Below are 20,682 nucleotides of genomic sequence, written 5' to 3'. Positions count from 1 at the left end.
ATCTGAAGATGTTAAGAAGCTGTCAATCAGCTAACCCCTCGACTTCAATCAATCTTCTCAATCAAGCGTCTCCGAGGCTGAGACGCCATCACTCGATCGAGTGCATCGGAGATCACGACCTCGCCTTTCCAATCGGACGCTGAAGCCCCGCCAGCGGCTTGACATCGTTGCTGATGCAAGCATGTCCGCCTGTCATATTTCCGCTACCATGCCAAGCCTCACGCCTACAACCGGCCCGTCGCATGTCCACTGCCCCGCAAAAGCCGCTCGCCATCCGCGAGCGTCTGTCCGAAGTCCGCTACGAAATCCGGGGCGAGCTGGCGCGACGAGCGCGGGAGCTGGAGGCGCAGGGCCGCAAGCTGATCAAGCTCAATATCGGTAATCCGGGCGCGTTCGGGTTCCGTGCGCCCGAGCATCTGCAGCGCGCGATCGCCGACGACATGGGCCGCACCGATCCGTACACCCATCAGCAAGGCCTGCCGGAAGCGCGCGAGGCGATCGCCACCGCGTATGCGCGGCGCCAGCACCCGGATGCGCATCCGGACCGCATCTTCGTCGGCAACGGCGTCAGCGAGCTGATCGACCTGTCGCTGCGTGCGCTGCTCAATCCCGGTGACGAAGTGCTGGTGCCCTCGCCCGACTATCCGCTGTGGTCGGCCGCCACCATCCTCAACGATGGCCGGCCGGTGTATTACCGCTGCGCACCGGAAAACGGCTTCCAGCCGGACCCGGTGGAAATCGAGACGCTGGTGTCTTCGCGCACCCGCGCCATCGTGCTGATCAATCCGAACAATCCCAGCGGTGCCAGCTATTCGCGCGAACTGCTGGAGCGCATCGTGGCCATCGCCAGCAAGCACAACCTGCTGCTGATGGTCGATGAAATCTACGACCAGGTGCTCTACGACGACGCCGCCTTCGTGCCGGTGGCGCCACTGGCTGGTGCGCATCCGTGCATCACCTTCAGCGGCCTGAGCAAGGTGCACCGCGCCTGCGGCTGGCGTGTGGGCTGGGCGCTGCTGTCGGGCGAGCAGTCGCGCATCAACGACCTGCGCAACGCGATGGACCTGCTGGGCGCACTGCGCCTATGCGCCAACGTGCCGGGCCAGTACGCCATCGACGCGGCAGTCAACGGGCCGGACACCATCTCGGCGCTGTGCGCGCCGGGCGGCCGTCTGTACGAAACCCGCCGTGCGGTGATCGAGGCCTGCGCGGCCAGCGAGCACCTGTCGCTGGTGGCGCCGGCCGGTGCGCTATATGCGTTCCCGGCGGTGGTCGGCCCGGCCGCGCGCAACTTCGACGACCATGAATTCGCGCTCGACCTGATGAACGAGGAAGGCGTGCTGGTGGTGCCGGGTTCCAGCTTCAACGTGCCCTACCGTCACCACTTCCGCGTGACGCTGATGCCGGAAGCGCCGGTGATGCGCGATGTGTTCGCACGCATCGACCGTGCCCTGGCACGCCGCGCCGAGGCGGTCACCAAGGTCGTGCCGCTCAAGTCGCGCAGCGTGGCCTGATGGCGGCGGCCGGCACGCCGCTGCGCTATCTGGCGCTCGGCGATTCCTACACCATCGGCGAAGGCGTTGCCCCCGAGCAGCGCTGGCCGGCGCAACTGGTCGAAGGTTTGCGTGCCTACGGCTGGAATGTGGCGCCGCCGCAGATCATCGCCACCACCGGCTGGACCACCGACGAGCTGCAGGCCGGTCTCGATGCCGCTGTGCCGCAGGGGCCGTTCGAGCTGGTGAGCCTGCTGATCGGCGTCAACAATCAATACCGCGGACGCTCGCTGGACGAATACCGCAGCCAGTTCGATGCGTTGTTGCAGCGTGCAATCGGGTTCGCCGGCGGGCTTGCGGCACGCGTGTTCGTGCTGTCGATTCCGGATTGGGGGCTGACCCCGTTTGCGCATGCGCAAGGCGGCGATGCGGCGTTGATCGGCGCACAGATCGATGCCTTCAACAACGTGGCCGCCGAACGCTGCGCCGCGCGCTCGGTACGCTTTGTCGACATCACCGCCACCAGCCGCGATGGCGGCGACGCTGCCGACATGCTGGTCGACGATGGCCTGCATCCCTCCGGCGCCATGTATGCGCGCTGGACCGCACTGGCACTGCCAGCGGCGCGCGATGCGATAGCGGCTGCCAACGCGATCGGGATGGACCACGCCACGCGTGGGCAGCCCCAATCGCGTTAGCAGGCCCCAAGCCAGCCGCGCACCAAGCCTCATTGCCAAGGAACGACATTGCACAGCACCGCCACCCAACCCATGAGCCGCGCGCAGGCGCTGGCGATCGCGCGCGCCTTCCTGCCGCCGCATCCGCTGGGCAATCGCTACGACTATTACTACACCCAGGCCAAGCTGCGCACCGACCCGCTGTATCCGGGCGTGCTGGCCGAGTTGCGCAGCACCACCGCGCCCGTGCTGGATCTGGGCTGCGGGCTGGGCCTGCTCGCGCACGCATTGCGTGCCGATGGCCAGGCACTGGCGTATCACGGGGTGGATGTGGACGCGTCCAAGATCCGCCGCGCGCAACACATCGCGCAGCGCTCGGCATTGGGCAATACGCAGTTCGCCGTGGTCGATCTGAGCGTGGCCTGGCCGCAACACCGCGGCAGCGTGACCATTCTGGACGTGCTGCAGTATCTGCAGGCCGACATGCAGGCCAGCCTTCTGCGCAGCGTGGCGCAGATGCTGACGCCAGGCGCGAAGCTGGTGATCCGCAGCGCATTGGGCGATGCCAGCAGCCGTGGCCGCACCAGCCGCGTGACCGACGTGCTGGCGCATCTGAGCGGCTGGATGCAGCGCATGCCGCGCAGCTATCCCACCCGCGACAGCCTGCAGGCGCAGCTGGATGTCGCCGGTCTGCGTGCGACGTTTGCGCCGTTGTATGGCAACACGCCGTTCAACAACTGGTTGATCGTGGCCGAGCCGCGCTGAGGCCGTGCACAACGTGCCTGGCTCGATTCAGAACGAGTGACAAAACGTAACGCACGGTCGCCGGACGGATGTGGACGGCACGCAGAAACCGGGGTGAACGCATAGCACATGCCGCACCGGGCACCAGCCGCGCAGTCGTTTTCACAGCCGCTGTTGACGTCATGCAGATGATCCCGGGCCACGTTGTTCAAGGGCGGTGCCCCACGCCCCAGAGAGTCCGCTGGTTGCCTTGTTGAGAACCGTTTAGGCGCGATCAGCAGCTTGAATCAAAAGCTCGGTGGGTCGAGGGCGCGATGCCCTCACCACTTCCGGGACACGCCGTGAATCCATCCATGGAGGCTCGGTGGCGGCATCCAGGCCGCCAAGGGTCCCGGAACCGGTAAGGACATCACGCCTCCAAAGTTGGCCGTGCGCTGATGCAACCGCAAAACCGAGATGACCTCTGCGAGGCCATTTAACGCAACGGCTTTGTCGCCTGCATGCATGGGTGCATGGCTATTTAGCGGTAGGAGCAAACCCAAGCAACTTGCGGCCCGCCTTCGACGGAAAGTTTTGGAATTCAGACCACGTCGGCCAGATCACAAGGACCATGGAACCACCGCTGCGTCTGATCCACAGGCCGCGGCTACTGCTGTTGCCATGCACACCGACCATCACGACTGGTCCTTGCCCGCCCACCGTCGCGGGACCTTACGCGGAGCGACGATTGCTTGCTGTAGTAATCGCGGAACGACTGCTTGTCCTCGTAGCTGGCAACCACCCGCCCACGCACGTTGCCGGCGGCGTTCAAGGGCGATTGCAGGTCGACGGTGCCGCGATAGCGGTCCCAACGCCCTGCCGACAGATCGACCCGACCGGTGAACACATCGCTGTCGGCATGCTTGCGCACCAGGTCGATCGACGCGGCCGGGCTGCCCGCGCCGGTGGTCAGGCCGTTGGCGCCGCGGATGATTTCCACCCGGTCGTAGATCGCCATGTTCTGCTGCACATCGCCGGTGTAGTCGGTGGGAATGCCGTCGATGCGGTAGTAGTCCACTTCGAAGCCGCGCGCGTTGATGTAGGTGCGCTCGGTGTCCCAGGTCGGCGAGTTGAAGCCGGCCACGGTGTCGGTGACGTCCTGCAGCGATTGCAGGTTGCGGTCGACGATCTGCTGGCGTGTCACCACCACCACCGACTGCGGCGTCTCGCGCAGCGACAGCTCCAGCTTGGTCGAACTGCGCGCCACATCGGCGGTGTAGGAGTCGCTGCCTTCGGTCGCGGCGCCGCGGTGTGCCTCGATCTGTAGGCGGTCCAGATCGACCGGGTCGCGCGTGCTCGATTGCGCCGCAGCCGCCAATGGCCATGCGCAGGCCAGCGCCAGCAGGGAGTACGCCAGCGGGAGCTGCGGCGAACGGAGATCCGCACGCGGGAGCGCGCGCGCAGGGACGATGCGATGGGACATGGGGTCAGCCTCAGGAGCGAATATGGCCGTCGATGACGGCTATTGAGGCTGGCGTCGGCAGCGCCACCGGAAGGCGCGCACCGTTTGCTGGCTGGGGGCGCATGTTCGATCCGCGTTAAATCGCTGTCAATACATGCGCGGATCGATACCGGGGCTCAGGGGGCGCCAGCTCCGGGCAATCCGGCGAGCAAAAAAAGATGCGTCGCACCAGAGCGTTCCAGCCGACAAGGACGATGGATCCGGCAACGCACGCTCTGCTTCCACGCCATCGGCTAGGCGGTGCGCAAGGACCTCAGAGCGGACGCCGTCCCGCCAGGCCGCGTGCGTGCATCGCCTCCAGCACGCCGCGCAGGATGGTGAGGTTGTGGCCGTGTGCGGCGCCTTCGTGCAGCAGCACGATGGCGCCGGGGCGCAGGTCGCGCACGATGCGGGCCACGGTGGCCTCCGGCTCGCAACGCACCCCGTCGAAACCGCGCGCGCTCCAGGCCACGCGGGTCAGCCCGTGCGCACGCAGCGGCGAGGCGACGAAGGGATTGGTCATGCCCACCACCGAACGGTACAGCCGCGGCGCCTGCCCGGTGATGGCGGCCAGCACGCGCTGTGCCTGGCCGATTTCCTGCGCCATGCGGTGCGGGCCCAGCGCCCAGAACCAGGCCTGCGGATGGGTATGGCTGTGGTTGCCGATGCCATGCCCGCGGCGCACGATCTCGCGCACCAATTCAGGCCGTTGCTCGGCGCGTGCGCCGACCACGAAGAACGTGGCCTTGGCATCGAAGGCGTCCAGCAGATCCAATATCGCCGGGGTGTCGTCGGAGGGGCCGTCGTCGATGGTCAGCCACACCTGCGGGGCGCGGCCCGGCAGGCGCGCCAGCACCGGCGCGTACAGGCGCGCGCGCGGCAGGAATACCGGCACCACGAACAAGGCGTGCGACACCAGCAACGCCGGCACGCCCCAGGCCCAGCCCAGATTCCACCACAGCAGCGCCACCGCCGCCTGCGACAGGGCCAGCAGGCCCACCCAGCGGTACGGGTGCGAGGGGATGCGATACAGCGTTTGAAGCGTGGTCATGCCGCATGATGCCATGCGGCGTAGAATGCCCGGACTCCACGATCTGACCGAAGTGCTGCCATGTCCCTCGATCCCGCCCTGCGTTCCCGCATCGATACGCTGGTGCAATCCAGCCGTGTGGTGCTCTTCATGAAAGGCCAGCCCGGCATGCCGCAGTGCGGTTTTTCGGCCAAGGCGGTTGGCGTGCTGGACGGTCTGGGCATCGACTATGCCCACGTCAACGTGCTGGCCGACCAGGAGATCCGCGAAGGCATCAAGGCCTACGGCGACTGGCCGACCATTCCGCAGCTGTATGTGGACGGCGAGCTGATCGGCGGCAGCGACATCATCCTGCAGATGGCCGACAGCGGCGAGTTGAGCAGCATGCTCGGCCTGCAGGCGCCTGACCGCAGCCCGCCCAAGATCACCGTCACCCCGGCGGCAGTCGAGATGCTCAAGGGCGCGCTGGCCGATGCGCCGGATGCCTCGCTCACGTTGTCCATCGACGTCGACTTCCAGCCCAACTTCCAGCTGGCGCCGACCAACCCGAACGCCATCGCCGCCGAATCCAACGGCCTGCGCGTGCAGTTCGACCTGGCCAGCGCGCGTCGCGCCGACGGCATCACCATCGACTGGGTGGACGACATCCGCGGCCGCGGCCTGGCCATCGACAACCCCAACGCGCCCAAGCCGGTGCAGGAACTGTCGGTACGCCATGCCGATGACCGCCTCAAGGCCGGCACGCTGACCCTGGTGGACGTGCGTCCGGCCGACGAACGTGCCCTGGCCAGCGTTGCCGCGCCGTTCCGCACCCTGGACGCGCACGAGCGCGCCGCCATCGAACAGCTGCCCAAGGACACCCCGCTGGCCTTCCTGTGCCACCGCGGCGGCCGCAGCCTGCAGGCGGCCGAGCATTTCCGCAGCCTGGGCTTCAGCAACGTCTACAACGTCACCGGCGGCATCGATGCGTGGTCGGACGCGGTAGATAACGGCGTGGCGAAATACTGACGCTTTAAGCGCAGGCCTGTCGCCAATCCATCAGGATGTCCATAACAAAGGAGCGAGAATCAGAGCTCTACTTCTGCGTGGGAGGCCGCTCGAAGAGTGCTGAGTAGCCTTTGCTGAAGTCCTCCATCGGCACCACGAATGCCTCCAAATCCGGAATCACGCCATGCCTGAATGGAGGCATGGTGAGTCCCAATGAAGTGCCGATCGCGCGGATACACATTTCAGCCTTGGCAGCACTGCCGCGCACATCGGGCATTGCGTGAGCGAGCAACCAGTGCATCTTACCGAGGATTTGCATTCGGTCTTCCAACCGTAACGTCTTCCTCAGCACGGCGAACGACCTATCGACTTCATTGAGCAGTGTCGGGATCCTGCTGGCAGGAACGTGGCTGATTAGGGGGCGTATCATCCCGCCAATATCTGCTAACTCTGTGAAAGAACTCTCGGCAAGATACGGCAGCCTGATTTCCGTCAGACGAATCATCTTTCCTTCAATCTCCACATGCTGTAGCAGTTTCACTTGCTGAATATCTGATCGCCCCATGAAGTGGTTACTCACCTCAGCGGCATTCGCCTGCTTTACTCGGTCGGCGAGAAACTCATACCTGTCCGTGACCGGCGTCATGGAGGACCCAGTGCTCGGCGAACGCGACTGACCGAAATCCGAAGTCGCACCTTCCTGATTGCTCCGCCAATACCTTGCGAATCCCCATAGATCAGCAAAGCTCTTAAGCTCGCCTTCATTCAGTTGTAACGCAGCTTGGTCGACCGCATCGGCGAATCGGTGGCCGTATGCAACATTGGCCGGGGCGCCGGACGTATCAAAGCGCGGATCGGGCCAGCGAGCCACACCGATCATTGCGCGCTCTTCAGTTGACAATCCAGCGCTGGCAACATCGCTCTGACGACGCCCACGGCTTCTGGAGGGCAACCCGGCCAATGGTCCGGACGCGCGACCATCATCGAAGCCAGCCCTGACTGACGCCGAAGCGACATCACCACCAGAGGCCTCAATTCCGCCAGCGTAGGTCGAGTGGGCACGCGTTATAGGGACAGACGTGTTCTTCATCGGACGACTGCAACCTGCAACGACCTTGGCGGCTCGCTAGAATGCAGTTCATCGGCGGCAATGTGTCAATGCAATCACGAAAGGGAGGTTCGCTTTACGAATATGGGATCGGCGTGAGGCTGTCGTGGGCCGATGGGGGCCCGTTTTTAATACCCGCTCATGCACTGACACGTCGAGGCTGCTCACTCCCCATTCTCAAGGAACTGCTGTTCTTCGGCTGTGGTTTCGCGTCCCAGCACCGTATTGCGATGCGGAAAACGGCCGAAGCGCTGAATGATCTGCTGATGCTCCGCCGCCCAGCGCGTGTTCTCCGCATCGTCCAGTGCAGCAATCAGCTCCATGGCGCGCGCCTGCTCCTGCAACTCTTCTGCGTGCCCGAACGGCAGATAGAAGAACAGCCGCAACTGCGCGGACACCTGTCGATCGAAGCCGCTGGCGAGCGCCTGCCTGGCGCAGGACAGCGCCAGGCCGTCGGTGGCGTAGGCATGCGCGCTGCCGCGGAACGCGTTGCGCGGAAACTGGTCGAGCAGGATCAGCAAGGCCAGGGCATCTTCGGCACGCTCCATCCAGTGCGCATACTCGCCGCGCGCCGCTGCAAAGTGCTGCTCGCTGAAATGCTGGCGGAAGTTGGCATCGAACGCATCGTTATGCGTGAACCAGCGGGCCGAGCCGGCCAGTTCCCAGAAAGCCAGTACCACATCGGCCTGTTTATTGCGCTCTGACTTGACGATCATCGACGTATTCCCTGACGAATACGGCACAGCATGCACCGGCGCATGTGATGAGCCCGCCGCCACCGACGGTGCTGCACTTGGCAAGCACGCCGCCGGCCGCTAGGTTTGCGGCTGACGTTTTCGTTGCACCGGGGAAATCCATGCGTTCCATCCTGTTCGCCGCGCTCGGCGCGGCCGTGCTGTGCGGTCCTGCGTCTGCGGCATCGCGTTTCGTGCAAGACCCCTATCCCAGCACCTACCGTGCGCTCGCGTCCGCTCCGGTGTTGATCCAGCACGCCACCGTGCTCACCGGCACCGGCCAGCGGCTGGACGACGCCGACGTGCTGCTGCGCGACGGCAAGGTGGCCGCGGTCGGGCGCGGGCTGGAGGCGCCGGCCGATGTGCGCCGCATCGACGGCACCGGCAAGTGGGTGACCCCCGGCATCATCGACGTGCACTCGCATCTGGGCGTGTATCCCAGCCCCGGCGTCAGCGCGCACAGCGATGGCAACGAGATGACCGCCCCGGTGACGCCGAACGTCTGGGCCGAGCATTCGATCTGGCCGCAGGATCCAGGCTTCGGCACCGCCCTGGCCGGCGGCGTCACTTCGCTGCAGGTGCTGCCCGGCTCGGCCAATCTGATTGGCGGGCGCGGCGTCACCCTCAAGAATGTCGCCTCCACCACCTACCAGGGCATGAAGTTTCCCGGCGCCCCCTGGGGCCTGAAGATGGCCTGCGGCGAGAACCCCAAGCGCGTGTATGGCCAGAAGGGTGGCCCCGGCACGCGCATGGGCAACGTGGCCGGCTACCGTGCCGCCTTCATCGATGCGGCCGAGTATCTGCAGAAGAATGCGCCGAAGAAAAAGACCGCGAAAAAGCGCCATTGGTGGAGCAGCGGCGGCGGCGGCGACAGCAGCGGCGATGCCGGCGGCAAGCGCGATCTCAAGCTCGACACGCTGGCCGGCGCGATCAACGGCGACATCCGCGTGCATATCCACTGCTACCGCGCCGACGAGATGGCGACCATGCTCGACCTGTCCAAGGAGTTCGGCTTCCACATCGCCGCCTTCCATCACGGCGTGGAGGCCTACAAGCTGGCCGACCGGCTGGCGCAGGAGAACGTCTGCGGCGCGCTGTGGGCCGACTGGTGGGGCTTCAAGATGGAAGCCTTCGATGGCATCCAGGAAAACATCGCACTGGTCGACAGGCCGGCCAACAGCTGCGCCATCGTGCATTCGGATTCGGAAGAAGGCATCCAGCGCCTGAATCAGGAAGCGGCCAAGGTGCTCGCCAACGCGCGCCGCAGCGGGATGGAAATTCCACCCGAGCGTGCGATCCGCTGGCTCACCAGCAATGCCGCCAAGGCGCTCGGCATCGAGCAGCAGACCGGCGCACTGGAGCCGGGCAAGATGGGCGATCTGGTGGTGTGGAACGGCAATCCCTTCAGCTCCTACGCGCTGGCCGAACAGGTCTATATCGACGGCGCACAGGTCTACGACCGCCACGATCGCCGCCTGCAGCCGGTGTCGGACTTCATGCTCGGCCAGGAGGTGGCGCGATGAGCCGCACAACTGGAATGCGCCCGCGTCTGCGTGCGATCTCCGCGGTGGTCCTGGCGGTGCTTGCATTGCCCGCATTCGGCCAGCAGGTGCTGATCCGTGGCGCAACCGTGCATACCGCCACCGCGCAAGGCACGCTGCGCAATACCGATGTGCTGGTGCAGGGCGGCGTGATCCGCGCGATCGGCAGCAACCTGGCCGTGCCGGCCGATGGCCGCGTGGTCGAGGCCAGGGGCCGCCCGCTGACGCCGGCCCTGTTCGGCGGCATCACCGAGATCGGCATCGAAGAGGTCTCCGGCGAAGACAGCACCGTGGACAGCGGCGTCAAACTCAGCGACCAGCCGATGCGTCCGGAATTCGACGTCACCCTGGCCTACAACCCCGATTCGGTGCTGGTGCCGGTGGCGCGCGTGGAAGGCATCGGCTTCACCGCGCTGGGCGCGACCACCAGCGGTGCCTTCATCGCCGGGCAAGGCGGCGTGGTGCGGCTGGACGGCAGCCCGGACCCGCTCGGCCCGCATGCCCTGTTCATCCGCATCGGTGCGGCGGCGTCCGATCTCACCGGCAGCTCGCGCGCCGCGCAATGGATGCTGCTCGACCAACTGGTGGCCGAAGCGCGCGGACGCGTGCCGGCCGACTCACCGCATGCGCTGCTGACCCCGGTCGGCCGCAGCGTGCTGGCCACGTACCTGGCCGGGCAAGGCCGCATCGTGGTGCAGGTGGAGCGTGCCGCAGACATCCGCCAGTTGCTGCGTTGGGCGCAGCGCGAAAAGGTGCGCATCGCCATTGCCGGTGGTGCCGAGGCCTGGAAGCTCGCGCCGCAACTGGCGCAGGCCAGGGTGCCGGTGCTGGTGGATGCGCTGGCGGACCTGCCGTCCACCTTCGACCAGATCGGTGCCACGCTGGAAAACGCCGCACGGCTACGCGCGGCCGGCGTGGAGGTGAGCTTTGCCCAGAGCGGCGATGCCTCGCATAACGCGCGCAAACAGCGCCAGCTGGCCGGCAATGCGGTGGCCAACGGCTTGCCGTGGGAAGCCGGTCTGGCCGGCCTGACCCGGGTGCCGGCGGAGATCTTCGGCGTGGCCGATCGCATCGGCAGCATTGCGGTCGGCAAGCAGGCCGACCTGGTGCTGTGGGAGGGCGACCCGCTGGATGTCGCCCACTACGCCGAGCAGGTGTGGCTGGGCGGTCGCGACATGCCGATGCGCTCACGCCAGACCGAGCTGCGCGAGCGTTACATGCAACCGGCCGGCGCGTTGCCGCGGGCCTATCTGAAGTGATCGGGAGCGGCGTGCGGTTGCGCGCGCCGCCGTTGCGATACCGCCACATTGCGACAGCTGCCGGCGCCGCGTGCGCTGGCACACTGCATGCCCTGCTCGCCGGCACCGTGCCGGCGGCATCGTCTGCAAAGGACTGCCCATGCGCTTGTTATGCATCCTGATCGCATCGCTGGTGCTGCTCCCGCTCCTGGCGCAGGCGACCTTGCAGGTGATTGCCGAAGCGAGCGATCCGCCCGGCCGCTGGCAGGTGCAAGTCACGGTCAACGACCGCCGGCGTGGCGTCAGCATTCCGCTGACCGGCGCGTTCACGCTCGGGCGCCAACGCACCCGCGTGCCAGCGCAATGACCCGCATGGCGTTGGGCGTACGCTGCACCTATCTGCTGATCGCACTGGCCGTGTTTGTCATCGAAGTGGCGATCGGCGCTGGCAGACTTGGCGGGCCGTGGGTCCGCGGCAGCCTGGGCGATGTGCTGGCGGTGATCCTGGTGTATTGCGGATTGCGCGGTGTGCTTGCGCTGCCGCCACGCTGGGCGTGCGTGCTGGCGGTGGCGATCGGGTGCCTGATCGAAGGGCTGCAGGCGCTGCATCTGGCCGACCGGCTCGGACTGCGCCCGGGCAGCGCGGCCTACATCGCGCTCGGCAATACCGCCACCGTGCACGATCTGCTGATGTATCTGGTCGGCGGCGGCGTGGCGTACGTCGGCGATGTGGCGTCGTGCCGCATCGCTGCGTCTTCCCGGCGGCAAACGCCGCATTGATGCATTCCTTCAGGCCTACCGCATGTTTTCCGTCTCCTCATTGGCACTGATCGACAGCGTTGGCATCCTGTTTCGGCAGCAGCAGCGGCGTGCCTGCGCCGCCGCTGCGTCAGCGTGACCTCGCTGTTCCAGGGAGGCGGCTTGCGCTCGATCGATCGCGTCGTGCTGCGCCAGGCGCCGGCCAATCTGCTACGCGGGCTGGAAGCGGTCGGCGGGCGGCTGATCCTGACCGCCGATGCGCTGCACTTTCAGCCGCATCCCTACAACATACAGACCCGGTCGCTGACCGTGCACCTGAGCCAGATTGCAGCAATGCAACCACGCTAGACGCGCCTGTTCGGCCTGCTGCCGGTGGCGCCGACATCGCTGGCGGCGCAGCTGCACAACGGCGGCGAGCACCGTTTCGTGATCGGCAAACGCGAACAGTGGATGGCCGCCATCGCCTCGGCGCGCGACGCCCTGGGCTGACGCTGCCCGACAAGCGCGGCCGCACTGATGCGCAAGGGCGCTTGCCCGGCTGGCGCACCGCAATGCCCTGGCGTCGTCCCGCATGCCTGCGCATCGCAGAGGGAGCGTGAACTGCGCTGCGTTTCAGCACTGCATTTTGTACGCGGTGCACGCTCTGCAGGTCCGGCCATCGCCGTCGTTGTCCAGCCCGCCTAGCATCGCGCGTCGGCACCATAGCGACGCCCCTACTTCGGCATGGAGATCGATATGCCCCGCCCTATCCTGCGCATCCTGGCCTGCACATTGTTCCTGTACGGCGGCGTCAGCGCGCCGGCCATCGCCGCATTCGGCGTCACCCGCAGCGGCGACCGTGTGGTTGTCGATACCGGCGCCGAGCTGGTGTTTGCGGTCAACGCCGGCAACGGCGACATCGTCTCGATGCGTTATCGCGACAACGAGCTGCAGACCACCGAGTCCAAGGGCTCGCAGATCGCCTCCGGCCTGGGCAGCGCCAGTGTGGAAGCGCGCGTGGTGGGCGCCACGATCGTGGTTTCGGCCAAGGCCGGCGACCTGACCCAGTACTACATCGCACGCAAGGGCCGCAACGCGATCTACATGGCCACCTATGCACCGACGTTGCTGCCGATCGGCGAGCTGCGCTTTGTCACCCGCTTGAACGTTGCCAAGCTGCCCAATGCGCAGCAGGAGCCCGACTCCAATGTCGGCAGCCCGGTGGAAGGCGAGGACGTGTTCCTGCTGCCGGACGGACGCACCAGTTCCAAGTTCTATTCGGCGCGCCGCATGATGGACGACCAGGTGCACGGGGTCAGCGGTTCGGGCGTGGCGATGTTCATGCTGATGGGCAACCGCGAGCGCAGTTCCGGCGGGCCGTTCTTCAAGGATATCGCCACCCAGAAAACCCGCGTGACGCATGAGCTCTACAACTACATGTATTCCGATCACACCCAGACCGAGGCATTCCGCGGTGGCCTGCATGGGGTGTACGGGCTGCTGTTCACCGATGGCGGGACGCCTTCCAGCGCGCAACTGGACACCGCTTTTGTCGATGCAACGCTGGGTTTGACCGGTTATCTCGCCAGTGACGGGCGCGGAGCGCTGAGCGGCCGGGTGAGCGGCGTGCTGTCCGGCCAGCCTGCCGTGATCGGCCTGCGCAACGACCAGGCCCAATACTGGGCCACCGCCAACGGCAGCGGCGATTACCAGATTGCCGGCGTGCGCTCGGGACGCTACCGCATGACGCTCTACCAGAACGAACTGGAGGTCGCGCAACGCGATGTGGAGATCCACGCCAACGCGACCGCGCAGGCGGCACTGCAAGCTGTTGTGCTGCCGGGAACGCTCAAGTGGCAGATCGGCACGGCCGATGGCACGCCGGCCGGTTTCCGCCATGCGGATCTGCTGCCACGCGCGCATCCATCCGACAAGCGCATGAGCTGGGTCCCGGTGACCTACACGGTTGGATCGAGCAGTGCGGGCAACTTTCCGGCAGTGCAGTGGCGCGGTATCAACACCCCGACCCGTATCGACTTCACCCTGGGCTCCAGTGAAGTGCGTGGCTATCGCCTGCGCATCTTCGTGCCACTGACACAGGTCGGCGCGCGCCCTCAGATCAGCGTCAATGCGCGTTGGAATGGCCCGGTGCCGTCCGCGCCCACGCAACCCAAGACACGCGGCATCACCCGCGGCACATGGCGCGGCAACAACACGCTGTATGAGGTGGACATCCCGGCATCTGCGCTGCAATCGGGCAGCAACCGGATCGAGATCGGCATCGCCTCGGGATCGCCGGATAATGGCTTTCTCAGCCCGGCTGTGGTGTTCGACAGTATCCAGCTGGTGGCGCTGTAAGCACTTTGGCGAGCGGGATGGCCGGACAGAAACAAGGTCTCACACGCATCACAGAGTCCGTGGAACGTGCCGCATTCGATTGGCACGTGCGCAGGGATGACGATGGCAGTGCAAGACACACCGATGTCGCATTCACCGCACGCTGCTGCGTGCGGTGAACGCGATGGCGCATAAGACTCAGGAAATGGCAGGCCCTGACAATGTGTGGTCAATGCACGTCGTCATGCACAAGACCTACGCGCTGCTCGGCCTGCCTGACTGCCGCCAGTCGATCGCTGTCGGCAAGCATGCTTACTTGGCGGCAATCGACCCGCTGAGCGACACCGTGCCCATGCCGCCGGTGACCTCGAAGCCGCCCTCCACCACCTGCAGATACAGCGCATTGCTGTAGCGGCCATCGCTGGCACGCAGGTCCTGCAACCTGGTCAGGAAGGCCTTGACGTCGACATTGACATTGCCCTTGGCAGGCAAGGCATTGCTGTTGCCGGCCGTGCCATGTGGAATGAAGGTATAGACGTAATAGCCGGCGGCATCGTTGTTGCCTTCCCACAGATCGTAGGTGACGCCGTCTGAGGTGATGGCATTGGAGGTCGTCAGGGTGCCCAGCGGATACGAATTGTTGGCGCCCCAGATCATCACTTCCAGCTGCGGATTGCCCTTGCTGGTGTCCTTGCGGAAGAACAGGTCGTAGGCGAAATCGCCGGTCTGCCCGCTACCCTTGGTGGTGAATGCCAATGCGCCGCTCAAGCTGGCGATCTTGGATACTTGATGCGGAAGTAGCTGTCGGTGGCCGGATTCATCGTGTAATGCCAACTGCGGCAGATCGCCGGGTAACCATACAAGGTGCCGCTGGGCAGGTTGTAGCTGATCGTCATGCTCGGCGTGCTGCCCGACCCGAACGTCGCCTGGATATTGTTGTTTTTGTCGTTGAAATTATTGTTGTACGCATACTGCGTGCCGTAGACCTTGGTCTGGCCGGTATAGGCACTGGCGCTGGCAGCGGCCAGTGCCAAGGCCAGCGCAGCGGCGCGCGGCAACCACAAGCCGCAACGCAGGGACAGCAGCGAACGAAAACCGTCGTGCACTTGCATGGGGTGTACTCCGATGAGGGATGATTGGACACAGGCCCCCACCACAACGGCGCAACACCGCGCAGTGGATGACCGACCCTTGCGCATCCGGCACCACGACACGGGCGCGCGGTATTCCGAATGTCCACGCACTGACGGGGCGCAGATGTGGTCATCCATGCGAACCGGTCACCGTGCTCATCCAGTACGCGAGGCATGCAATGCATGCGCCGCGCACACGCCACCTCATTGACTCTCAAGCGGTCGGCAATCGTCGACGATTATTTTCAAGCCAGCACCGCAGATGCGGTCACCGGCGTGCGTTGTACTGCACGCCGGTCTCAAACGCCAACTGCGCACCTCAGCCATGCGGCCGATGGACGCTGTGCTTACTGCGCATCCAGCATCGCGCTCACCTTGGCCCAACCATTGCCGCGCACCACTTCAAAACCGGCTTCGGCTGCATGCAGATACATGCTGTTGTTGTAGCGCCCATCCTTGGACCGGTTGGTCTGCAGCCAGTTGAGGAAGGGCTTGGCGTCCACGTTGAGGCTGCCGCTGGTCTTGAGCGTGGCCTGCCCGGCGGTGCCGGTCGGAATGAAGGTGTAGACGTAATAGCCGGCACCGGAGTTGAAGCCCTCCCACAGGTCGAAGGTGCGCCCGCCCGCGGTGATCACCTTGCTGACAGTCAGTGTGCCGATCGGCCAGGAGTTGTGGTCGCCCCAGATCATCACTTCCAGCTGCGGGTTGCCCTTGGCGGTATCCAAGCGGAAGAAGATGTCGTAGGCAAAATCGCCTGCGAGATTGGTCCCGCCGGCGCTGTAGGTGAACTTGAGCGGGATCTTGCTCAGCGAGGAAATCTGCCGCGGAAACAGCGTGTCGCTGGTCGGGTTCCAGTCGTAATGCCAGCCGCGCACGATCGCCGGGTAGCCATAGAGATTGTAGTCGGCGAAGTTGAAGGTGACGGTCAGCTCGGGCGTGCTGCCGGTGCCGAACGTGCCCTGGATGATGTTGTTGGGATCGTTGAAATTATTGACCCACGCATAGTGGTTGCCGAAGACCTTGTAGGGACCGGCCAGCGCCGCCGGCGCCAGGGCGACCAGACCCACGGCCAGTGCAGCCTTCCACCAGCGCGATGCGCGCCGCCGTGTAGTCGGCGCCTGTGCGCCGGTCTGAGTAAGGGTGCTGGATTGGCTGTTCTGCAGTTGACTCTCTCCGTGTGGGTTCAGCGCGGCGATGCCGGTGCGGCAGCGTCGAGAAGCCGCTTTGCAGCGGTCGCGTTGGACCCTAGCAGCGGCCTTGTGACGGGAGCAATTGCGGCACGCCTCGCTCGTCATCTGCGATAGCGGGCGCTACCTTGCAGCCGAAGCGTGCGCCGATGCTCAGTTCGCAACGTAAATCGCAGTACGACAGGATGTACCGGTCATCTGCATGACGGCGCGGTGCGCGCGAATGGTGCAGAGCCAAATGGCGGTGGTCTGCGTTTCGGCCACACCTGCGGCTGCTTGCTCCAGGCCCTATTCGGATGCGTCGAGCTTGCCTGGTGGCAGTGCGCCAGGCTCCCCTCGCGCGCTTTTGCGTAGGGGTGCCCAGCTTGCGACCTACAGCTCTACTCGCCTCCGCTGTTTTGCCATAGCGTTCGCAATTACAGATAACGCAACAGCCGGAGGGGGCGACGATGCGCATCGGAATCGTGGTGGACAGTGCCTGCGATTTGCCGCAGGACTTCATTCAACGCAACAACGTCATCGTATTGCCGATCAGCGTACGTATCGGCGAAGCGGTATTGGCCGATCACCGCGATGAGGAAGCGACGCTGAGCTTTCTGCAGGCGCATGTGGCCGAGCGTGGGCACGAGGCGGAAACCACGCCGTTCTCTGTCAACCAGATTCGCGACCTGTTCCTGCAACGGCTGGTCATCGACTACGACCACGTGTTCTGCCTGACCATCTCCAAGCTGCGTAGCCATATCTTCGACAACGCGATGCAGGCCAGCTTCGCGATCCTCAACGATTACAAGCCGATCCGGCAGGCCGCCGGCCACACCTCGCCGTTCGCGCTGCGCGTGATCGATACGCTCAACCTGTTTGCCGGCCAGGGCATCACTGCAGTGGAAGCAGTACGCCTGCGCGCGCAGGGTCAGGGCGTGGCGGCAATCCGCAGCCGGCTCGAACAGCTGGCCGAGCATACCTACGGCTACATGATTCCGCGCGATCTCTACTACCTGCGTGCGCGCGCACGCACCAAGGGCGATCGCAGCGTGGGCCTGATCGGCGCCGCGCTCGGCAGTGCGCTGGACATCAAGCCGGTGCTGCGCGCCTACCGCGGCGTCACCGAGCCGGTCGCCAAGTTGGCTTCGAGCCGTCGGCCGAAAAGCTGTTCGGCTTCACCGTGCGCAAGGTCCGCGAGGGCTTGATGACACCGACCGTGTGCGTGGGCTACGGCGGCGAACTGGCCGAGCTGCACGCCCTGCTCGGCTACGCCGCCCTGCAAAACGCCTGTCAGACCCACGACGTGGAATTGTTCGAAAGCGTGATGAGCCTGACCGGTATGGTCAACGTCGGCAAGGGCGCACTGGCCGTGGCATTTGCGGCCGAACCGCATACCTTTTCGGCCTGAAGACAAGGCCGAGGGCGCGGCGCACTCGCCGGTTCGGGACACGCCGATCTACAGCTGACCTATCCGCGCACCCCGGATCTCCAAAGACAACCACGCACACCGACCATCTCGACATGTCATGCGCTGCTTGACCGTGCACACCGACCATCTCGACTGGTCCTTGCCCGCCCACCGTCGCGGGACCTTACGCAGCATGGATGCCGCGTAAGAGCCTACACGGACGTACTTGCGGCGTGTCCTGCGAGGGTGGGCGGACAAGGGCCCTGCAGCCAAGCCGCAGATCAACCGGTCTACAACTGATCTATCCGCGCTATCCAGGCCTTCGGAGTACGACGCCCAAAGCGCATAGAGACTTGGACCGTGACGTCGTTTAGGCGCGATCAGATGCTTGAATCAAAAACTTGATCAGTCGAGTGCGCGGTGCCCTCACCGCTTGCGGGACACGCCGTGAATCCGTCCATGGAGGCTCCTTGGCGGCATTCATGCCGCCAAGGGTCCCGCAACCGGCAAGGACACCGCACCAGGAAGTTTTTAGGTTGCTTCATTGAAAGCCTGCTTATTGCTTTGCTCGGCTCGTCTTGGACAACTGATCGGGCATGCTGCTATACAAAAACGCATGTCATGCCTCGCTTGCCTACGCACACCGACCATCTCGACTGGTCCTTGCCCGCCCACCGTCGCGGGACCTTACGCGGCATGGATGCCGCGTAAGAGCCTACATGGACGTACTTGCGGCGTGTCCTGCGAGGGTGGGCGGGCAAGGGCCCTGCAGCCAGGCCGCGGATCAACCGCTCTACAACTGATCTATCCGTACTGTTCGAGCTCTCGGAACACAACGCCTAACGCAATCGAGACTTAGAACGTCGGCATTGTCTGGACGCGAACAGATGCTCAATTCAAAAGCTCGGTGAGTCGAGCGCGCAGCGCCCTCACCAATTCCGAGACACGCCGTGACTCCATCCCTGGAAGCTCAGTGGGCGGCATCCATGCCACCAAGGGTCCGCAAGCGGCGAGGACACCGCACCAAAAAGTTAATCAATACTTTCTAAAGCTCGCGCGTTGCTCGGCTTGCATTGGACGATGACCGAACGCGGCGCCATCCGAGTTAGCCCAGCGCAGCGTTACCGCAGCGGCACGTTCAATACCGATGGCGTTGCCGCCGGCGAGGTAAACGTCACCGTGCCACCGCCATCGCTGGCATCGGTGTAGCGCACGTCCTGCGTGTCGATCACCAGCACCAGGCGCTGACCTGCCGGAATCTCCGCAGCAGCCGCTTGCAGCGGCCAATCCAGCGTCACTGCGCGGCCTGGCGTGGCCCCACGTAGCGAGTACGGCGCATGCGTGATCAGTTGCGCCACGCCTAGCGCGTCCATGCGATACAGATAGGCGAACAGGCTCACTTTCGATTGGCTGGGTACCACGGTCACGCGCAGCGATGGACTGCCGGCCAGTCGCCGGAGTGTGTTCGATGGCGCACCCACCCACACTGCCGCGCCGATGCGATTGACCAACGGAATCGAGGTGGTGACCGGCACACCGATGCCTTGCAACAGGCCACTGACCAGAACCACGCCCGAGTCGGCCAACGTCGGCACATCAGTGGCAATGCGCGATTGCCACCCGCTGGCGGTGCCGCCGATCAAACCGCCGGTGGGGCTGAGCAATCCGGACGGTGCGGATAGGCCCAGGCGCGTGTTGCCCTGTTGCACCGACGCCCAGTCCGTGTACTCCAGCCATTGTCCCGCGCGCGGCGACAGCCGCACCGGCGCTTCGCTGTCCACGCCGTTACGCAGCTGCTTGAGATGACGATCGAACCAGCGCGTGGTCGCCGTGTAGACCTCGTTGGGCAGACCCAGCGCACCCGGCAGTTCTGCCGTGGCGTGATCGCCCTGGCTGAGCAGCAACTGCTTGGGCCCGCGCAACTGGTTGAAGAACGCGATGGTCTGGTTCGGCGGAAACAGGCCGTCGTTGAAGGCATTGCCCAGCAGCACCGCCGTGCCACGCGCATTGAGCGCGGCCACATCGCTTGCCGGGCTGCGCGACGCGGCCTGCGGCAGGAAGCCCTGCACGGCGCCGTCGTAATCGCCAACGGCAACCCGTGTGCTGATCTGCGCCAGATCCGGGCCGGGACGTCCGGTCAACGCGCCGGCACCGACCAACAGCCCAACGCCTTGCTGGCTGACGGTGCGGTTGGAATACAGCGACGCTTCCAGATCGGCCCAGCCGCTGAGCGCAGCCACAGCCTTGATGCGCGGATCGCGCTCGGCCGCCAGCAGACTGATGCCCGCGCCGTACGAGATACCCGACGCGCCGATCGCATTCGCATTGGCCGGCGTATGCGCCAGCGCCCAGTCGATCACCGCGCTGACGTCTTCCACCGTGTCGGCGCCGGCGATATCGATCTGCCCGGCCGAATCCCAGAACCCGCGCGAGGTGTAGCTGACGACCACGTAGCCATCGCTGGCCAATTGGGTCGCGCGGCCGAGGTATTCCAGATTCGGCAACGACCAGCTGGCCGGCATCACGATCAGCGGAAACGGCCCGCTGCCCTGCCCTTGCGGCACCAAGACCAGTGCGCCCATCGGCGCGCCGTCCCAGCCGGGAATCCGTTCGTAGGTCTTGCTGAAAGCGCCCGCCACCGCCGACGCCGATGCCACCAGCAACGCCAGTGCGGCGATGCCTCCGATCCAAGGCTTGTTCATGGTTCTCTCCCACGCAAGGCCGGGCCGGGATGGCCCAGCGGCAACTGCCATGCATCCGTGGTTCGGGGGAGAACGTCGCGAACGTACCAGACGGTACGGTATGGCTCAAGGGCCGGGATTCGGGATTCGGGATTCGGGATTCGGGATTCGGGATTCGGGATTC

15 protein-coding genes, 1 other RNA gene and 3 pseudogenes are annotated in these 20,682 nt (G+C 65.2%); 11 read left to right on the top strand and 8 right to left on the bottom strand.

Annotated elements, in window-relative coordinates; all coding sequences use genetic code 11:
- Window positions 1–242 precede the first annotated feature (242 nt).
- The 3 genes from XARJCFBP2528_RS17165 to XARJCFBP2528_RS17155 all read left to right on the top strand — a co-directional run bounded on the left by XARJCFBP2528_RS17165 (window position 243) and on the right by XARJCFBP2528_RS17155 (window position 2,935).
- On the top strand, window positions 243–1,514 hold the full coding sequence (locus XARJCFBP2528_RS17165) for a pyridoxal phosphate-dependent aminotransferase (protein WP_016902304.1): 1,272 nt from the start codon (window positions 243–245) through the stop codon (window positions 1,512–1,514).
- Window positions 1,514–2,191, top strand: a complete 678-nt coding sequence (locus tag XARJCFBP2528_RS17160) for an SGNH/GDSL hydrolase family protein (RefSeq protein WP_016902303.1) — start codon at window positions 1,514–1,516, stop codon at window positions 2,189–2,191. Before XARJCFBP2528_RS17165 ends, XARJCFBP2528_RS17160 begins: the two co-directional genes overlap by 1 nt.
- Window positions 2,192–2,263: 72 nt before the next feature.
- Window positions 2,264–2,935, top strand: coding sequence for a methyltransferase (locus tag XARJCFBP2528_RS17155; protein WP_016902302.1), 672 nt, complete (start codon window positions 2,264–2,266; stop codon window positions 2,933–2,935).
- 34 nt (window positions 2,936–2,969) lie between these two features.
- Here the strand turns inward: XARJCFBP2528_RS17155 and XARJCFBP2528_RS22840 are convergent.
- From XARJCFBP2528_RS22840 to XARJCFBP2528_RS17145, 3 genes are all read right to left on the bottom strand, one after another.
- Window positions 2,970–3,045: non-coding RNA, sX9 sRNA (locus XARJCFBP2528_RS22840), on the bottom strand.
- Between the two features lie 515 nt (window positions 3,046–3,560).
- Window positions 3,561–4,376: a TonB-dependent siderophore receptor gene (locus XARJCFBP2528_RS17150; protein ID WP_248802054.1), complete on the bottom strand. Its 816-nt coding sequence runs from the start codon at window positions 4,374–4,376 to the stop codon at window positions 3,561–3,563.
- A gap of 292 nt (window positions 4,377–4,668) precedes the next feature.
- Window positions 4,669–5,460, bottom strand: coding sequence for a polysaccharide deacetylase family protein (locus XARJCFBP2528_RS17145; RefSeq protein ID WP_196299018.1), 792 nt, complete (start codon window positions 5,458–5,460; stop codon window positions 4,669–4,671).
- Between the two features lie 45 nt (window positions 5,461–5,505).
- On the opposite strand from XARJCFBP2528_RS17145, the gene grxD reads away from it, so the two are divergent.
- Entirely contained in the window at window positions 5,506–6,432 is a 927-nt protein-coding gene (grxD, locus tag XARJCFBP2528_RS17140) for a Grx4 family monothiol glutaredoxin (protein WP_047124918.1), read from the top strand.
- A gap of 67 nt (window positions 6,433–6,499) precedes the next feature.
- Here the strand turns inward: grxD and xopAH are convergent, their stop codons facing one another.
- Together xopAH and XARJCFBP2528_RS17130 are read right to left on the bottom strand one after the other, a co-directional pair.
- Window positions 6,500–7,501 (bottom strand): XopAH/AvrB family type III secretion system effector, encoded by a 1,002-nt coding sequence (xopAH, locus tag XARJCFBP2528_RS17135; RefSeq protein WP_080591327.1) that lies wholly within the window; start codon window positions 7,499–7,501, stop codon window positions 6,500–6,502.
- A gap of 182 nt (window positions 7,502–7,683) precedes the next feature.
- Complete coding sequence (locus tag XARJCFBP2528_RS17130) at window positions 7,684–8,235, bottom strand: DUF924 family protein (RefSeq protein WP_016902297.1); 552 nt, start codon at window positions 8,233–8,235, stop codon at window positions 7,684–7,686.
- Between the two features lie 140 nt (window positions 8,236–8,375).
- Between XARJCFBP2528_RS17130 and XARJCFBP2528_RS17125 the strand changes: the two genes are divergently transcribed.
- The 6 genes and pseudogenes from XARJCFBP2528_RS17125 (at window position 8,376) to XARJCFBP2528_RS17100 (ending at window position 14,128) form a co-directional block, all read left to right on the top strand.
- Window positions 8,376–9,776 (top strand): amidohydrolase, encoded by a 1,401-nt coding sequence (locus XARJCFBP2528_RS17125; RefSeq protein WP_016902296.1) that lies wholly within the window; start codon window positions 8,376–8,378, stop codon window positions 9,774–9,776.
- The gene (locus XARJCFBP2528_RS17120; protein ID WP_026064271.1) at window positions 9,773–11,053 is read left to right on the top strand and encodes an amidohydrolase family protein; all 1,281 of its coding nucleotides are present in this window, start codon (window positions 9,773–9,775) and stop codon (window positions 11,051–11,053) included. Before XARJCFBP2528_RS17125 ends, XARJCFBP2528_RS17120 begins: the two co-directional genes overlap by 4 nt.
- A 139-nt stretch (window positions 11,054–11,192) precedes the next feature.
- On the top strand, window positions 11,193–11,399 hold the full coding sequence (locus XARJCFBP2528_RS17115) for a hypothetical protein (protein WP_016902294.1): 207 nt from the start codon (window positions 11,193–11,195) through the stop codon (window positions 11,397–11,399).
- A complete protein-coding gene (locus XARJCFBP2528_RS17110) occupies window positions 11,396–11,812 on the top strand; it encodes a ribosomal maturation YjgA family protein (protein ID WP_016902293.1) in 417 nt (138 codons plus the stop codon). Before XARJCFBP2528_RS17115 ends, XARJCFBP2528_RS17110 begins: the two co-directional genes overlap by 4 nt.
- Before the next feature lie 141 nt (window positions 11,813–11,953).
- Window positions 11,954–12,280, top strand: a pseudogene (locus tag XARJCFBP2528_RS17105) (hypothetical protein).
- Between the two features lie 246 nt (window positions 12,281–12,526).
- Window positions 12,527–14,128 (top strand): rhamnogalacturonan lyase B N-terminal domain-containing protein, encoded by a 1,602-nt coding sequence (locus XARJCFBP2528_RS17100; protein WP_047124941.1) that lies wholly within the window; start codon window positions 12,527–12,529, stop codon window positions 14,126–14,128.
- Window positions 14,129–14,419: 291 nt separating this feature from the next.
- Here XARJCFBP2528_RS17100 and XARJCFBP2528_RS17095 read toward each other — a convergent pair.
- Window positions 14,420–15,219 (bottom strand): annotated as a pseudogene (locus tag XARJCFBP2528_RS17095) (GH12 family glycosyl hydrolase domain-containing protein).
- Between the two features lie 368 nt (window positions 15,220–15,587).
- On the bottom strand, window positions 15,588–16,403 hold the full coding sequence (locus XARJCFBP2528_RS17090; RefSeq protein ID WP_039811827.1) for a GH12 family glycosyl hydrolase domain-containing protein: 816 nt from the start codon (window positions 16,401–16,403) through the stop codon (window positions 15,588–15,590).
- Window positions 16,404–16,876: 473 nt separating this feature from the next.
- Between XARJCFBP2528_RS17090 and XARJCFBP2528_RS17085 the strand changes: the two are divergent.
- Window positions 16,877–17,817: pseudogene (locus tag XARJCFBP2528_RS17085) on the top strand (DegV family protein).
- A gap of 1,121 nt (window positions 17,818–18,938) precedes the next feature.
- On the opposite strand, the gene XARJCFBP2528_RS17080 reads toward XARJCFBP2528_RS17085, so the two are convergent.
- A complete protein-coding gene (locus tag XARJCFBP2528_RS17080; protein ID WP_047124917.1) occupies window positions 18,939–20,519 on the bottom strand; it encodes a CocE/NonD family hydrolase in 1,581 nt (526 codons plus the stop codon).
- Between the last annotated feature and the right edge of the window lie 163 nt (window positions 20,520–20,682).

The sequence above is a fragment of the Xanthomonas arboricola pv. juglandis genome (genome assembly GCF_001013475.1).
GTDB lineage: Bacteria > Pseudomonadota > Gammaproteobacteria > Xanthomonadales > Xanthomonadaceae > Xanthomonas > Xanthomonas arboricola.
The sequence above is the reverse complement of the archived record's forward strand: the minus strand, read 5'-3'. Positions and strand labels throughout refer to the sequence as shown.